Source organism: Segatella sp., assembly GCF_977051555.1.
Genome location: NZ_CDRSSE010000009.1, coordinates 42,514 through 59,587 on the forward strand (window position 1 = coordinate 42,514; position 17,074 = coordinate 59,587).

The 17,074-nt window shown below is 44.0% G+C and carries 12 protein-coding genes; 2 read left to right on the forward strand and 10 right to left on the reverse strand.

The features are described 5' to 3' along the window. Positions 1–4: 4 nt before the first annotated feature. The 6 genes from ACWJAO_RS03735 to ACWJAO_RS03760 form a co-directional block, all read right to left on the reverse strand. Positions 5–1,417, reverse strand: a complete 1,413-nt coding sequence (locus ACWJAO_RS03735) for a hypothetical protein (protein ID WP_449139303.1) — start codon at positions 1,415–1,417, stop codon at positions 5–7. Positions 1,418–1,523: 106 nt separating this feature from the next. Further along, a complete protein-coding gene (locus ACWJAO_RS03740; RefSeq protein ID WP_449139304.1) occupies positions 1,524–3,992 on the reverse strand; it encodes a hypothetical protein in 2,469 nt (822 codons plus the stop codon). Positions 3,993–4,145: 153 nt separating this feature from the next. Beyond that, positions 4,146–6,557: a hypothetical protein gene (locus tag ACWJAO_RS03745; protein ID WP_449139305.1), complete on the reverse strand. Its 2,412-nt coding sequence runs from the start codon at positions 6,555–6,557 to the stop codon at positions 4,146–4,148. A gap of 1,197 nt (positions 6,558–7,754) precedes the next feature. Continuing rightward, positions 7,755–8,363: a zeta toxin family protein gene (locus ACWJAO_RS03750; RefSeq protein ID WP_218487724.1), complete on the reverse strand. Its 609-nt coding sequence runs from the start codon at positions 8,361–8,363 to the stop codon at positions 7,755–7,757. Then, positions 8,363–8,554 carry a hypothetical protein gene (locus ACWJAO_RS03755; protein WP_022121808.1) on the reverse strand — a complete coding sequence of 64 codons (192 nt, stop codon included), beginning with the start codon at positions 8,552–8,554 and terminating at the stop codon, positions 8,363–8,365. Before ACWJAO_RS03755 ends, ACWJAO_RS03750 begins: the two co-directional genes overlap by 1 nt. Positions 8,555–8,848: 294 nt before the next feature. Further along, positions 8,849–9,118: a hypothetical protein gene (locus ACWJAO_RS03760; protein ID WP_233457742.1), complete on the reverse strand. Its 270-nt coding sequence runs from the start codon at positions 9,116–9,118 to the stop codon at positions 8,849–8,851. Between the two features lie 480 nt (positions 9,119–9,598). Here ACWJAO_RS03760 and ACWJAO_RS03765 point away from each other — a divergent pair, with 480 nt between their 5' ends. Then, complete coding sequence (locus tag ACWJAO_RS03765) at positions 9,599–10,465, forward strand: GIN domain-containing protein (RefSeq protein WP_449139306.1); 867 nt, start codon at positions 9,599–9,601, stop codon at positions 10,463–10,465. Positions 10,466–10,565: 100 nt separating this feature from the next. Here the strand turns inward: ACWJAO_RS03765 and ACWJAO_RS03770 are convergent, their stop codons facing one another. The 4 genes from ACWJAO_RS03770 to pyrB all read right to left on the reverse strand — a co-directional run bounded on the left by ACWJAO_RS03770 (position 10,566) and on the right by pyrB (position 14,454). Then, positions 10,566–11,363, reverse strand: a complete 798-nt coding sequence (locus ACWJAO_RS03770; protein ID WP_449139307.1) for a DUF5020 family protein — start codon at positions 11,361–11,363, stop codon at positions 10,566–10,568. 90 nt (positions 11,364–11,453) lie between these two features. Then, positions 11,454–12,734 (reverse strand): serine hydroxymethyltransferase, encoded by a 1,281-nt coding sequence (glyA, locus tag ACWJAO_RS03775; RefSeq protein WP_119226701.1) that lies wholly within the window; start codon positions 12,732–12,734, stop codon positions 11,454–11,456. 132 nt (positions 12,735–12,866) lie between these two features. Further along, positions 12,867–13,331: an aspartate carbamoyltransferase regulatory subunit gene (pyrI, locus tag ACWJAO_RS03780; RefSeq protein ID WP_117587317.1), complete on the reverse strand. Its 465-nt coding sequence runs from the start codon at positions 13,329–13,331 to the stop codon at positions 12,867–12,869. Positions 13,332–13,506: 175 nt separating this feature from the next. Beyond that, positions 13,507–14,454 carry an aspartate carbamoyltransferase gene (pyrB, locus tag ACWJAO_RS03785; protein ID WP_118062888.1) on the reverse strand — a complete coding sequence of 316 codons (948 nt, stop codon included), beginning with the start codon at positions 14,452–14,454 and terminating at the stop codon, positions 13,507–13,509. A gap of 115 nt (positions 14,455–14,569) precedes the next feature. Here pyrB and ACWJAO_RS03790 point away from each other — a divergent pair, with 115 nt between their 5' ends. Then, positions 14,570–16,900: a penicillin-binding protein 1A gene (locus ACWJAO_RS03790; RefSeq protein WP_449139308.1), complete on the forward strand. Its 2,331-nt coding sequence runs from the start codon at positions 14,570–14,572 to the stop codon at positions 16,898–16,900. Positions 16,901–17,074: the final 174 nt, after the last annotated feature.

Here is a 17,074-nt window from a genome sequence, read left to right on the forward strand (position 1 = left end):
GCATTCAAAGTTCTATTTCTTTGAAGATGTTGTTGTTGTCATAGATGCTCACGGCTTTCTCTATATTGATGATAGCGAGGGCCCGGTTCTGCATCAGTTTGTACATACGCTCCATACTTTCCAGGAGTCCCGTATATTCGTCCATACGCATCAGATAGTTGTATCCCTGTTTCTGGTTCTGGTAGGCAAACCGCCGCATTTCGATATATTTGCCGGTCTGGTCTATATGGAAAGCCTCGGTGGCTATAGCCTTGTTCAGGTTGTCTATCTTCTTGAGCAGGATGCCTACCGACTGTTTTATTTCCTTCACATCGGTACCGCGGCTGCTGCGTATGATTTCCTTCTGGGTCTCCAGTGCCTGTCGTTTGCGTGGCGTTTCGTTCCATATAGGAATGGTGAATCTCACGCCCACGTCGGCATTGTTCGAAATCTTGTTGTTGCTCTGCCAGTAGCTCGACCATCTTGCGAATGGTGTGAGTCGGGTAGTGCTTAAATAGTTGGTCAGCTTGCTGTCGTTGTCAGCAATCTGTTCTTTCACCATCATGATGCGTGCATCCAGACTTTCCTGGTTCAGATGGTTCCAGAGGGCTGTTGTGTCTACCACTATCTTGGTTGGTTTGATGCGGTAGATAGGCTTATTGCTGATATCTCTGTCTGTGCAGAGCACGGAGATGTCATATTCAGCCTCCAGCTTATCGTTCATCACTTTCAGCATCTTGTCGTTGCTGATTCGGTCTTTTTCTAGCATAAACTGGTAGGCTTCGTTCATGATGTCGAGGTTGTCCAGTCTGTGTGCTATAACAGTACCGATATAGAAATTATATTGTTCGGTCAGCTCGTCGGCTGCCTTTTCATAGATGTCTGCAGTTTGGCGCTTTTTTATTTGCAAGCGGTCGAGTTCATTGGCAAGAGCAATCTTCGTTCTTTTCTCTTTGCCTTGGTAGAACTTCGAGTTGATGATGTTCCATCCGAGTTCGGCTTGAACCTTCATCTTATATTTTGATACCTCTTTTGCGTCGTCTTCATCAGAGTCGAAGTACGCGTCAGGTCGGGCATAAACCTGTCCGGTCACTTCCAGACCGTTTTGTCGGTTGAGGGCGAGTTGTTCGTGTGCCGTCTTCGCCCAGTACAGGGAATCAGTCTTTTTGATGTCCGCTGTATGTTGTTTGTTGAGTCCCAGTTCGATGACCGGTGATTTTACCCATATTGGGTTATTGAGTAGGGTGTCGAGTTGAGCGAAGCGTTCTTTGAAGTGTCTGAGCACGTTATTGTTTTTCAGATTTTCATATACGAGCATTTTAGGGCTAAAGCTCTTTTTCTTCAGCTGTTGCTGCTTTTGAGCCTGAGCCATAGTGCTTTGTCCTCCGAGTGTAATGAGGAGAGCAGTAGTCGTATATAGTATCAAATTTTGCTTCATTGTTTTTTTGGTTTAAACACTATGAATGCAGCCGCAAGCTGTTGCAGCTGCATTCAACTAGTGTCTTTTTTTTATTGTTCAATGATAATCATTATCCATTTCTTATTTAGTAAGAAATCTCAGGATCCGCATTCTTGAGCTGGAATACCTGCAGTCTGTTCTGTCCGTAGGCTACGTAGATATAGCCCTTGTATTCTATAACGTAGTTGGCAGACTTATGTACTGAACGGTGAGCAATAACCTTGTGAGTTTCCTTGTCGAGAACTACAAGTCCGAATCCGCCGTATGCGATATATACATACTTCTTTCCTACGTAGCAGCCATTGGCATAACCTTTATACTTTCCGGCATTCTCACCCTCACTGATGGTAGGGCTAGGCATCTGGTAGTGCCAGAGTTCGTTGCCTTTCATGTCGTAAACATACATACCGGCTGCACCGCGGCAAACGTAAATCTTGTTATCATCCACACGAACCACGTTCTTACCATTGTTTGGCTCTATAGTGCTGATAGAGAAACTCTTGGTAGGGTTGCTAAGGTCTTCTGTCTTCTGGTCGAAGATTTCCACGGTAGCAGGGATAGCCTCTGTTTCGTTTGTAGCTTCTCTATCCAGGTGAACGGTAACAATCTTTCCATTGCCGATAGCTATGTGCTTTACCTTTCCTGGCTTACTGATCTTGTCTATCTCATTATTGGTGTCTGCGTTGTAAACCAGATAGCCCTTGGTTGTTGCAACAATCAGATGGTTTGTTTCGTCGTTATAGACTACACAGTTCTCATCATAGCCCTTTTTCGCATATTCTGCTGTCGCAGGATTCATCTGGATGAACTGCAATGGCTTCTCGTATGTCACGGTATCCTTACCATTGATGGTTGTTGTGATAGACTTTGATTTGTCTGCCAGCAGCTGGTTGTCCTGGATTGGGATATATGCGAGCATTGCACCCTTCTTGTTGGAACTTCCTGGTAAGTAAACCATGCGTTTGTCAGACTTGAGCTTCACTGCCAGCAGATGGTTGAAATCGAGGTCTTTCTGGTCATCGCAGAGATACTGCTCCAGTTTTATCTTGTTGTTTTCTACAGGGCTGAATACCTCTACACAGCCACCGTGCTTCTTGTCACCACGGGTGTGGTAAGACATATATAGTTTTCCGTTGAGTGACTGGATGCAAGTTGCCGAGATGTCATGATCGTGATTATAGTCAATGCTTGAAATCAAGTCGAGTGTGGGCTCCTTTGTAGGCTTCTGATCTGCATTGTAGCCGTTAGGATTGCACTCTGTCTTCTTGATGACATAGTTCTTGGCTTCAGAATCATCCTTGAAGAGGATATTGCCATTATTGTTCCATACAATAGTGGTATTGTCATCCGTAATCGGAGTGGTAGCCCATTCACTGCCATAGATGGCTTTTGTATCAATGATGATATGGGCATTATTACCTGATGTGGAGAAGATAGAGCAATCCACTGTCTTAGCTCCACCAGGGTTCCAGTCGCCCTGTTTTCCTGGCGCATTGTAGTAGAAGGCATTTGCCTTGATAACAGCTACTCCATCCTTCTCTTCTAAGTCGGCATAGCCCTGTCCATCGTTCAGGTTTTTGTAGTTTCCTTCGATGTCAACCATGCTCTGGTTTTGCAAGTGAAGGGTAGCACCTGAATCCTGCCTGTAGTTCTTTGCCTTCAGATACATGATATAGAGGTTTGTACCATTGGTGGCGTAAACATCTCCATCTACCTTGAGGGCACATCCGCTAAGAAGCGTGGTTGTATTTTGAATCTTCACGCTGGTGGTTGTCATGATGTTGTTTACCCATGCTTGTGACTGGTTTGACATTTCGAGCTTTCCTGTCAAAGTAGCATTGTCTGTTACATACAGTTGGGCATCTCCGCTCATGGTAACATTATCAGCAAAGAGGGAGTTTTTGACAAACAACAAAGAGGTTTTTCCGCCTTGTATGTTCAAATTGTGTCCTTTAACGTTTAAATCACCAGCATTCTGATAGAATGTATTCTTGATGAGATATTCTTTCTGGTTCGCTGGAAATTCAATGGTGCCCCAGTTGGATACCTTTGTATCTCCAAATACTTCATTGCTGTTTCTCGCAATCAGTTTACCTCCGTTCAATACATTGACTGAGGCTCCTGATCCGTAGGCTGAACTATATTCCAATGTACCTTTCACATAGATGGTCATTCCTGCTATGTTATAGCCATCAGCCTTCAGTGTTTCACCTGCTGGCACTACATAGGCTTTTCCTGAATGACTGTTCCATTTATCTTTTTCAATGGATGAAAGATTTGGAGTTCCTGCAGGAACTGGTGGCTCTGCTGCATCTGCTCTTGTAGCCAGGAATCTGGTTTTTGTTGTTGTGGTAGCGTATGCGCCTTTATAGTTCCATACTCTGGATGCCAGCTGGTCTGCATACTCTGCGGTTACGTTAGAACCAACGATAGTAGTAGCTTTACCGACAGGATCTATTACTGAATCATCACCAGATGTTCCGCTATCGTTACAAGATACCAGGAGCATTGCTGCAAATGAGAACGTTGCAAGTTTTATATTTATAACTTTCATATTATTCATATATTATTCGTTAATACTTTAGTCACTCTTTATGCATACCTTATATTATATAATAGCTAGTTAATTTAGCCTTTTATAAGGTTTGTCCTCCCTCACTCTATGAAATACTTAGAGTGGGGGAGAACAATATTTATTGGTTTTGACTTACTTAGTCTTTGTAACCTTGAATACCTGTACACGGTTCTGACCGTATGCAACGTAGACATACTCTTCGCTATTTACAGTATCAACTGCTACATAGTTGGCAGAACCACATTTCTCATCTTTGTAAGCGTTTGCTTTACGATGGCAGACAACTTTTCCGTTTGTGTCGAGTACGACGAGACCATATCCACCACATGCTACATAAATGTATTCACCACCGATAGCGATACCATTGGCACGACCCTTGACTGTACCTGCCAATTCTGTCTTCTCAGGCTTTGTAAATGTAGGGCATGTAAAGAAGTCTGTTTTTACGTCGCCTGTGGACGAAATCTTAGCGACACCATTTTCACCCTTGCATACATAGATAGTTCCATTAGATTCATCAACAGCCAGAACTGCCTTATTGTTTGTTGGAGTTACTTCGCCTACATTATATGTATTGATAGGATTCTCCAAATTCTTGTTGTCGTAAACATTAACATTACCCTTTACATCCAATGTGTAGAGCTTGCTGTTAGCTACAACAACAGACTTTCCTTCATCTCCTGTCTTATTCCAATGGCTGAATTCGTTGTCGAATGAGGTGAGACCTTTGGTTGTCGCAACAATGTGCTCGCCATCGAATGCAGCTACACTGTTAGCGTCCATCTTGGTCTTGTTGTCGATAGCGTAAAGTTTTACTTCATCGCCAAGGTTGCCACCATTGAGGTCTATCTTGCCTAAGAATGCACCTGCTGACTTTGTACCGCTACCTGCCAGATAGAGGCTGTTACCATCTACGATAAGATGGTTGTAGTCGTAGTTTTCTGCTGCCTTGCTAGCATCTACTTGCAATTGGTTGCCAGTCATTGAAAGAACCTCAATGTTGCCACCAAATTTCTTGTCGCCATATGTGTGATATGATACATAGAGCTTACTATTTGCAGATTGGATACATGTAGCAGACTGACCATCAGTTGATTCCTCAGATGCAATCAAGTCAAGCTTAGCTTGGCTTGCGATAGTTGCAGGGTCGCCAGACCACTGGTAACCATATTTCTTGTGATCCTTATCTACGAGAGTTACATTAGGAGTAGTTTTGTCAGCTACCTTGTCATAGTCTGCGTATGTGGCAGCGATGTCCAAATCCTCGAAAGTATTGTATTGTGTTGAACCACTATAATTCTCCTGGAACTGGAGCAAGAATGTAGAGTTTGTGCCTGGTGTTGCAAAAGCGACAATATTGCTTTTTCCATTATTGGTAAACTTATGTGCCTTGATGACAGCTACTGCATTTTCTCCAGCCAAGGTTATCTGACCTGCAGATGCATTGTCTGTAACCAAGTTGTTGGCTGTAATAACATTCTTGTCGCCAATAGTAATCTTACCAGTACCATTGAGAGTCAAAGTAGCTTCTCCCTTTGCAATTACTTTATCTCCGTCCTTTGTGTTGTTTGTAACGTTAATGTAGGATGCTTCTACGTTGGCGCCATTATTAACATTGAATGCATTTGTTACCTTGACGGCTTCTACAGCCTTCAAATAACCATTTACGTCCAATGTACGTGTCTTGATAAAGCCTCCAATCCAGAGGTTACCATTGATGGTAGCGTTACCATTGTTGTCATTGTTGAAGAGGTTCCCTTGAGCGTATACATTTGCACCATTTTCTATCTTGAGGTTGATAGCACGGATAGAACCGTTGATGTATGCCTTGGCACCTTGACCGAATGTGATATTCTGTGTAGGAGTGATTGATTTTTCTTTTTCAGCTTTTGTCTGCTCTTTGATTGCACCAAGACCGCTACTCAGATCTTCTCCAGCCTCGGATGTACTTCTGAGGTCGGCATACAAAGTTCCATTGATTAGCATGTCACCTTTAGCTGCCAATGTACCTATTGCTTTTTTAACGTAAACAATATCGTTTTCTGCAACCATTACGCCGTTGCCAGTGTATTCCAATTTTGCACTACCTTCCAAAATAAATTTATTGCCACCTGCGGTTGCATTATATTTCATAGTGCTACCACTATGAATGAAAATGGTTGCATTTTTGATGGTCTTGCCCGTGAAGTCAATAGTCTTTTGGCCGCTGATAGCGAATGCTTTGCCTTCACCGATAAGGTCACGTGTGCCATTAACATTTAGAGCATTTTCTGGTTCTTCAGGCATATCTTTAGGCATACCTGTAATGAAATTAGTCTCACCGGCTCTTGTCAAGAAGAACTTTCTGGCATTAGCTGTACTGTTCTTGTAGTTTACAACACGGCTGTTGTCTACGTCCTGAGATTCAAGAGTTACTTGGGTGAGGTCTGCAGGGATAATAACAGGTGCAGTTCCATCTGCAGGGTCACTGTTACTGTCGCTACAAGATGCGAATACGAATGCCGCCAAACCGATGGCAGCAAGTGTAGAATTGAATACTTTCATATCTATTTAAGTTTAAATTGTACTTTCAGTTTCTGATTAATACCATTTACTTATATTCTTGTCCTTCAGCTCGTTGTTTTTTTTGGTAGTTCGACTATCGTTTTGGTAGTTTGACTATCATCATCTTGCGTACACTTACAAGTGGAGTGGAGCTGTTAGACGGTTGCAAATTTAATGTAATTTTTTCATAATCAGTTGTTTTTTTTGTTAAATAAAGTTAATCCGTTATTTTTCGCTCTGATGGTCACGAGGTTAGCTTGGGGTGGGCGGTAACGAATTGGCTCTTCCACTTGTCGAATGATAACTATCTCTGAAATCAATAACACGAAAATTACTCCGAAAGATAGCAAAATATCTCCGAAGAATATGAGAATATCTCCGAAAGATAGCAGAATATCTCCGAAGAATACGAAAATTTCTCCGAAAGATAGTGTGATATTTCCGAAGAATAAATCAGGAAAACAAATGTTGGGAATACGATGATGGATATGTGTTGTGGTGGCGAGGTGAAGGGTGAAGGGTATATTTTAAATCTTATATTATATTCTTTTTTTAGGATTTTTGGAAAAACCGGAAAGTCAGAAAAATGAAAAAACGGATTTTTTCCCTTGCCGCGCGTATATATAAAAAAGAGTTTTCAAACCTTCACCCTTCACCTTTTTATTTAACGTTTTATGTGTCAAATAGTTACGGGTGAAGGGTGGTGAAGGGTGTTTTTCGCTTTTTATAAACATATTTTAAGGATTCGGCCCATTTTTACATATTTTAAGCGTTTATTTTTGGTTCCGAAAGAGGTGCCATTTTTTTGGGTCCCATTTTTTCTCTTTTCTTACCGCTGAAATCTTTGAAAAGCGAGTGGGGTAGGGGATTCCGTGTTATGTTGTGTTAAACAATTATCAGATAAAAGAAGTTAACGATACCGAAAAAGGACTGGGATTTAAACAAATATTAACGCAGAAAACTTGAAGTTTCGCATATTTGATTGAACTTTCGTATGTGGGAAAATTAAGAGAAGTTAAAGAAGTTATCATTCTCTACGGTCGTTCAGTAAACCAGGAAAACAATACTGTTTCAGTGAGTAACGAATACTGTTTCAGTGACTAACGAAGGCTGTTTCTGTAAGAACAGGAGGCTGTTCCTGTGAGAACAGAAATCTCAACTTTACGCAGGATGATTTGAGCGAGAAACCTTTCAAGGCTATCCTTCTTTGTTGGCAATGCCTATAGCCCATTCCGGAATCTCCTTCACGTATTCCTTAAATATTTTACCTTCTGTCATTCTGAAAAGAAGTTGAGCTTCTACACCGTCTTTTGAGTTGTCATATACGTATGTGCGGTCGGCGTATTGGGATGCTATTTCGCAATTGATGATGGATTTGGCATATCTTGAAATAATCTTTGTAATCGGTACATCGTGTCCACCTTTCATTACTCTAGTAGCAATTCTTGAAGCATTTATTGTTGGCGAGGAAGTTCCTACAAAAAAGAGACGAATAAAAAATCCAGCTTCTTTAGCTCTTTTGATAAAGTCAATTTTCTCGGCAGTGGACATTACTGTTTCGAAAATCATACTATGTTTATTGTTGAGGCATTCTTCTCTTTGAGCCTGGCAGTATTGGGCTGCTTTTAATACTGCATCTTGATTGTTCCAATCGCCAAACATATTTTGTGCAATATTGTCTGGGTTGATATAAATAGAATCTTCTAGCCATTCGTGGTGTAATACACGACTGGTTATTGTTGTCTTCCCAGAACCATTAGGTCCTGCAATGACAATTAAAACGGGTTTGTGTATTTTTGCCTCCATTAATTCAAATTGAATTTTTGTCGTTGTTCTTTAGCCTGTTTTTGCATATTGGCAAAATAACTTCTGTAAGCTTCTTCGTTTTCTCTGTTGTATATTTCGGCTGCCTCATGCATAATCTGAGCCAGCATTTCATCTGTTGGCTCTTCCATGCTTGTCAGCCGATAGCTATTTAATTCTTTTTCTGAAATCATAATTCTAATCTTTTAAAACCTGCTGCAAATTTTCCGTTACTGAATTTTCGCAAGTTGGCTCCACTCGCCCTGAAAGGGCAGAAGCTCCTAGCCCAGGGCAGCGCCCTGGGTAATCAAGGACGCAAGCCTGTCGCCCTGTAAGGGCAAAAGCTTTCAAGTACCAGGTAATAACAAAGCTTTTGCCCTTACAGGGCGCCTTGCTGTTTGCTATTATACCCAGGGCGATGCCCTGGGCTAGGAGCTTTTGGGCCTTCAGCCCGTACTTGAACCACATGCGAAAGTTCAGTAAGTAATCTATATTTCTGCTTTTAGCTGCAGTATATGTTCCGCCGACAGCCCGGTTATTTCCTTTACCGTCGCTTCATCTATGCCCTTTGCCAGCATCTTTCTGGCAATCTCAAGACTTCTTTTTTCCATGCCTTCGGCTATACCTTCACGCTTGGCGGTGTCTACGGAATTCTTGATGTCACGATATGCCATCTTGCTGGTTTCGTACTCCCGCATTTCCTGCGGAGTGAACTTGGCTATCTCGGCTTTGATGTATCTTTCTTCTACCTGCTTCATACGCGATTCATTTAAATTAATACTTTTGCAAAGATTATGTCAGTGAGTGCAATGAAAGCTTGCTTTCGAATTGCCGAGCGCCGTACAATCTTCTGCAAAGATACGCTGAAAATTTGTAACTTCCAAATTTTTAGGCAATTTTTTGCATTGGTGGATAGAGAAAAATAAATCTATTGGAACGCCTTGTAGAATTTGTGCCTTTTCCTTGAATACCTTAATGTTATGGCGTGTTGCTTGCTTGAAAATGGAGTGAGGCTTACTTCAATAGTCAACGAATATTATTTCAGTGACTAACGAAGGCTATTTCAGTAAGAACAGGAGGCTGTTCCTGTGAGAACAGCTTTCTGTTGCACTTTTTTTTCTGCATTTTTTCTCTTATCCTGCAACCTTTATGTATCTTCTTACGTCTAACCGTCAGATTTCCGAAACAGAAAGGTATTCGGTTTATCACGTATTTAGAAACATAAAAATAGAAATGATATGAAGAAATTTGGTATTTGGGCGGTGGCTGCCGCTTTATTCTTTGCCCCAATGGGCTTGAGTTCTTGCAGTATGGGATCTTCAGCCAGTGAAATGAAGGGAAGTCTCAACTTTACGCAGGATGATTTGACCGAGAAGCCTTTCAAGGCTATCGACGTGGATGTGATTGCCAGCGTTTATTATACCCAGAACAATGGCGATGAATGCAGCGTTCGATTGGATTACTCTGCCATCAAGGATGCTGAGTTCGTACAGAAACTCAAGGAGAAGCTCAAGGTGGTTTATCGTGACGGCGAGGTGAAGATCGGACTCAGCGGAAAGCTCAAAGTGCCTGCCGCGTGTAACTCTGAAAAGAATAGACTCAAGATTTATATCACCAGTCCTGACCTGGTGAAGATTGCACAGGAAGGCGTAGGTTCATTCTATGCCAAGACGATTAATAGTGACCGCCTGAAAATCGATAACGAGGGTGTAGGCTCTGTCAAGATTGGGAAGATTCTTGCCAACAAACTGGAGATAACCAACGAGGGTGTTGGCTCGGTAAATATCGATGATGTGGCTGGAGATGATATGAACATTGATAACGAAGGCGTAGGCTCGGTGAAAATCTCTAAGATTGAGATGGGAAGTGTGAAACTGGATAATGAGGGCGTAGGCTCTGTTAATCTGGGAATGTTTAAGGGCGGCAGTCTGATTATCAAGAACGAAGGTGTGGGCAGCGTGAAAGCCAAAGTTGACTGCCAAAGTGTAAACGCTACATCCGAGGGTGTTGGCGGAGTTAACTTAAGCGGTGTAACCCGTCAGTATAATAAGAAAAAAGGCGGAATCGGAGGAATTTCTGATGGCGGATTGACAGTAAGAAAGTAACGTAAGCTGTTGAAAAACAGAAAATAAAGTGGTTAAGAATTAGTGCGGAAAATTTTTAAAATGAATTTTTTTAAATTTTCCGCAGCTAAGAAATTCGTAATTAGAAGTCCCACTTTACACCGAGGCAAGGGCGAACCATCCAGCCGGCATTGCTGCCGAAGTTGTGGCTGATTTCTACCTCGCTACCTACGCTCAGGTTCTCGCAGCCGAAGTGCTGGCCTACATTGTACCAGAGCTGTGGCTCAGTGGTGAAGACAGTGTGCTCGGGAGTGAAGGCTATGTTGCCATCCTTGTCGAACTTCAGGTTGCCATCCTTATCCTTGAAAGAACTGTGATTCTCCCACCAGAAATCTGCGAAACCGCTAAAGTTCAATCCCTTTAATCCAAAGATGTCTTTGCATCCCCAAACAGCAGTAAACTGCATTGGCACGTTCTGGTCGGTCTTGCGGATAGTCTTGTAGAGTGCCTGGAGTGTCAAGGTGTTCTTGAAACTCTTGTCGTGCATGAAATACTCCACACCGAAGAGCCAGGCATTGTTGATAGGGTAGTCCTTGTAGATACCGCCGTTGTACTCTACGTGGAGGCTCAGGTTCTTCAACTTCGTGTTCTGCCAGAAGTTGAGGGCGCGCGAAATCTCGGTATAGGTTCCACCCTGTGACATGTTGTGCTCGTACTTCTTGCCTGTATCAGTGTTTGTCATCTGATCGAGGTTGAAGTCGTGGTCTACAAAGAAATAGGTGCTACCCCATTTGTCCTGCTTGAACATTTCGAGTGTGAGGGTAACAAACTTGCGGTCACTGCCGAAGTCGTAGAAAACTTGGGCGTTGGTCTGTGCTAAAGTTTTGCTCGCAGGGAGCAACGCAAGTGCCATGAGCAGTAGGCTTTTCATCTTTTTCATAAATTTTTTCTTTTCTTTATTATTTATTAAATGAAACAAAAAACTGCGGACGGAAGGCCCGCAGTTTGTAATTATATTTATCCGTAACGATTAGTATGCAAAGAGAGGGTAATCCTTCATTGTAGCATTCACCTTTTCGCGAACGCGGGCAATGACCTTCTCGTCCTCAGGAGCATTCAGAACCTCCTCGATGAGTTCGGCAATGAGGTGCATCATATCTTCCTTGGCGCCACGTGTGGTCATGGCTGCTGTACCCAGGCGGATACCTGATGTCTGGAAGGCAGAACGGCTGTCGAATGGAACCATGTTCTTGTTGACTGTGATGTCGGCTGCAACCAGCGCATTCTCAGCTACTTTACCTGTAAGGTCTGGATATTTACTTCGGAGGTCTACGAGCATAGAATGGTTGTCTGTACCACCGCTCACGATACCGAATCCACGACCGATGAGGTCATCTGCGAGTACGGCAGCATTCTTCTTTACCTGAGTAGCATACTCCTTCCATGAAGGCTGCAGATTCTCATTGAAGGCTACTGCCTTGGCAGCGATGACGTGCTCCAGCGGACCACCCTGCTCACCTGGGAATACGGCAGAATTCAAGAGCATGCTCATCTTCTTAACCTCGCCCTTCTTGGTAGTCAAGCCCCATGGGTTGTCAAAATCTTTGCCCATCAAGATGATACCGCCACGAGGACCACGGAGGGTCTTGTGAGTAGTAGAAGTAACGATGTGCGCATACTTCAATGGGTTGTCGAGCAGACCGGCTGCAATCAGACCTGCAGGGTGAGCCATATCGATCATGAGGAGAGCGCCTACCTCATCGGCAATCTTGCGCATGCGGGCATAATCCCACTCGCGGCTATAAGCGCTACCACCACCGATAATCAGTTTTGGTTTGTGCTCAAGAGCCAGTTTCTCCATCTCGTCGTAGTCTACACGGCCTGTTTCCTTGTTCAGGTTGTAGCCGATAGGGTTGTAGAGAATACCGGATGTATTGACGTGGCTACCATGAGAGAGGTGGCCGCCGTGGTCGAGGTTCAAACCCATGAAGGTATCACCTGGCTTCAATACGGCAAGCAGAACGGCAGCGTTAGCCTGCGCACCAGAGTGAGGCTGTACGTTGGCATACTCAGCACCGAACACCTTCTTTACGCGCTCGATGGCGAGGTTCTCTACGATGTCTACTACCTGGCATCCACCATAATAACGCTTGCCTGGCAGACCCTCGGCATACTTGTTAGTAAGGTAAGAACCCATAGCGTTCATCACCTCGTCACTAACGAAATTCTCAGAAGCGATAAGCTCCATACCCTTCAGCTGGCGCTGATGTTCTCTTTCGATTAAGTCGAAAATCTCTTGATCTTTTACCATTTCCCTTTACTTTTTATGGTTGATGTTTAATGAAATCGGATGCAAAAATAAGCAATATCTCTCAAACTACCAAATAAATCGTAACATTTTGAGTGGTATTGCTTACTTTTTGTTATAAACTACCTGTTTTTATTACTTGCAGAGCTCTACTTTGCCCAATTGCTGCTCTTTGTCGCAGTAGTGGCAACGTACGATACCGAGCACTTTGTCTACGGTATGGAAGAGGGTCTGCATAGGCTCGTTGTTGGTGATGCACTTAGGGTTGTTGCACTTTACGATGCCCTTCAGCGTATCAGGAGTCTTGACGGTCTTCTTCTCTACGATTTCGTAGTCTTTGATGATACTCAGTCCGATGTTAGGCGCAACGACAGAGAGTCGGTTGATTTCCTCATCGGTAAAATACTTGTTGGCAACCTTGATGATGCCCTTCTTGCCAATCTTCTTGCTTGGCAGGTTGTAGCCGATAGTAACAGGAGTCTCCATCTTCTCCAACTGGAGCAGATTTACTACCTGATAGGTCTTTTCGGCTGGTATATGGTCGATTACGGTACCGTTCTCGATAGCCGCAACCACTAATTGACTTTTATTGTTTCCCATCTCTTTTTTTTTAAATGTTGAGTGTTGAATGTTGAGTGTTGAGTGTTTAATGTTGAATGTTGAGTGTTGAATGTTGAGTGAGGCTTGCGCCTTTGAGGGCCATGTTAGGTGTCCGTTAGGCAACTTAACATTCAACATTCAACATTCAACATTCAACATTATTCAACATTCAACATTATTCAATTATGCTTTTATCGTTCTTCACATCATCGAGCGAGATGCCGAGGCAGTGGCAGAAGATAGCCTCACGCGCATAGAGGCCGTTCTGAGCCTGCTGAATATAGTATGCATGTGGATCATCATCTACATCGTAAGCAATCTCGTTGACACGTGGCAGCGGATGCATGATCTTCATGTTCTCCTTAGCCTTGCAGAGCATGTCGCGCTTCAGGATATACACGTTCTTTACGCGCTCATACTCCATCAGGTCGCTGAAACGCTCCTTCTGTACACGGGTCATGTAGAGAATGTCGGCACCTGCAATCACATCTTCGTTAAAGTCCTCGTGCTCAACATATTTGATGTTGTGCTCCTTGCAGTATAGTTTATACTCTTCTGGCATGGCAAGTTCCTTAGGTGCGATGAAATGGAAGGTAGGATTGAAATGGCGCATAGCTGTGATAAGTGAGTGAACGGTGCGGCCATATTTGAGGTCACCCACAAGATAGATGTTCAAGTTCTCCAGGGTACCCTGGGTCTTGTAGATAGAGTAGAGGTCGAGCAGGCACTGTGAAGGATGCATGTGAGCGCCGTCGCCTGCATTTACGATAGGCACTGGTGCTACCTCACTGGCATACTGGGCTGCTCCCTCGATGAAATGGCGCATGGCGATTACATCGGCATAGTTGCTTACCATCAGGATGGTATCCTTGAGGGTCTCACCCTTGGTGGTGCTGGATGTCTTGGCATCAGAGAAACCAATGACACGGGCACCAAGACGGTTGGCAGCGGTTTGGAAACTGAGTTGGGTACGAGTAGATGGCTCGAAGAAAAGGGTCGCTACGACCTTTCCCTTCAACAACTCCCTGTTCGGGTGCTTTTCGAACTCTTGCGCCATTTCCAGGAGGTACATGATTTTCTCCTTGGAAAGGTCTGCAATGGTCACAAAATTATGTTTTTCCATTTGAAATATGATTGAATGTTCTAAAATCGCCCCCAAAGTTACATAAAAAATCTGATTTATGTGCGATAAGTCAAAACTTTTATGTAATTTTGCACAAATATTTAAAGAAATAGTGATGAGAAAGCGATTTATACATATTTTATGGGCTGTTTTCGGCACTGGAATACTCATGGTAATTCTTGCCTTTGTTGCCATCTGGTTTGGAATGATTGGCTACATGCCCGACATCGAGGATCTGCAGAATCCTATCAACAGATTTGCCACCCAGGTTTACTCTGCCGATGGCAAGGTGCTTGGTACGTGGAACCTGAACAAGGAGAACCGTATCGTGATTCCTTACAAGAAGATGTCACCTTATTTAATTAAGGCGCTGGTGGCTACTGAGGATGAGCGATTCTATGAGCATTCGGGTATCGACTTCCGTGCACTGGGACGTGCCATCGTCAAGCGTGGTATCCTGGGACAGACTAATGCGGGTGGTGGAAGTACCATCACGCAGCAGCTCGCCAAGCAGCTTTATTCTGAGAAGGCAGGCAGTACGATGGAACGATTGTTGCAGAAGCCGATAGAGTGGGTGATTGCGGTGAAGCTGGAACGCTATTATACCAAAGAGGAGATTCTGGCTCTCTATCTCAATTACTTCGATTTCCTGCACAATGCTGTAGGAATCAAGACGGCGGCAAATACCTATTTTAATAAGGAACCGAAGAATCTGACCCTCTGTGAGTCGGCAACACTCATCGGACTGTGCAAGAATCCGTCGCTCTTCAATCCGGTTCGCTATCCGGAGAGAGCCAGGGAGCGCAGAAATGTGGTTCTTTCGCAGATGGTGAAGGCGGGATATCTGAGCCGGAGCGAGTATAGCCAGTATGCTGCTGAGCCGCTGACACTCAATTTCCACCGTACCGACCATAAGGATGGTTCGGCTACTTATCTGCGTGAGTTCCTTCGCCAGTATATGATGGCTAAGCGTCCGGAGCGTAGTGATTATCCTTCTTGGAACCGTGCCCAGTTTGTGGTGGATTCTATCCAGTGGGAGAATGATCCGCTCTATGGATGGTGCAACAAGAACTATAAGAAGGATGGTTCGCCATATAATGTATACAGTGATGGACTGAAGGTGTTTACAACTATCGATAGCCGTATGCAGCAGTATGCGGAAGAGGCTATGTATCAGCATGTAGCCCGCTATCTGCAGCCTCGCTTCAGTGCAGAGATAGCCCGCAAACCAAGCTCGCCATACAGCGATAAGCTGACACCGGAACAGATTAAGAGTATACTGAACCGCAGTATCACCCAGAGCGAGCGTTACCGTACGATGAAGGCTGCGGGATATTCTGAGGATGAAATCAAGGCGGCATTCCGCAAGAAGCAGGAGATGACCGTATTTACCTATCATGGTGATATTGATACGCTGATGAGTCCGCTCGATTCTATCCGTTATTACAAGAGCTTTCTGCGTAGCGGTTTTATGAGCATGGATCCTAAGACGGGTGCTGTGAAGGCGTATGTGGGTGGATTGGATTATACTCATTTCATGTATGATATGGTGAGTCTGGGACGCCGGCAGGTGGGTTCTACCATCAAGCCATTCCTTTACAGTCTGGCGATGTCTAACGGCTTCCAGCCTTGCGATCTGGCGCCTAACCGTCAGCAGACCTATATGGTGGCAGGTCGTCCGTGGACACCTCGCAATGCCAACCATTCACGTGCCGGACAGATGGTTCCGCTGAGTTGGGGATTGGCGCAGAGTAGCAACTGGGTGAGTGCTTATCTGATGAGTAAGCTCAATCCGCAGCAGTTCGTACAGATGTTGCGCGACTTCGGCATCAACAATCCTGATATCCATGCATCCATGAGTCTCTGTCTGGGACCATGTGAGGTAAGTGTCAGCGAGATGGTGAGCGCTTATACCGTATTTGCCAACCACGGCATCCGTACTGCTCCAATGTTTGTGAGCCGTATCGAGGATAACGAAGGTAATACGATTGCTACCTTCCAGCCACGTATGAACGAGGTGATCAGTGCCGATAATGCCATGAAGATGCTTACCATGCTGATGGGCGTTGTGGATAATGGTACGGCAGGAAGACTGCGCTACCGTTATAACCTGGAAGGACAGATTGGCGCCAAGACCGGTACTACCAACAACAACAGCGACGGTTGGTTTATCGGCTTTACTCCACAACTCGTAAGTGGCTGCTGGGTAGGTGGTGAGGAGCGTGATATCCACTTCGATTCCATGAGTATGGGTCAGGGCGCTACCATGGCTTTGCCTATCTGGGCGATATTCATGAAGAAGGTTTATGCCGACCCGTCGCTGGGTATCAGTCCTGCTATCAAGTTCGATTTGCCGGAAGACTACAATCCTTGTTCCCGCAAGGCAGCCGAACAGGATGACTCAGAGGAAGTAGGAACTGGCAGTATCGACGAAGTTTTCGAATAAAAACCAAGGCATTCGCCATTTTTGCATGTATTTATTTTAAATAGTGCAAAAATGGCGAATGTTATTTGTTTATATGCATTTTTTTTTGTATTTTTGCAGAGTTTTAGAACATGCATAGCCCGAATGATGTTTCTTAGGGTTTTTCAAAATAGAAATAAAATAAAAAATCATTAT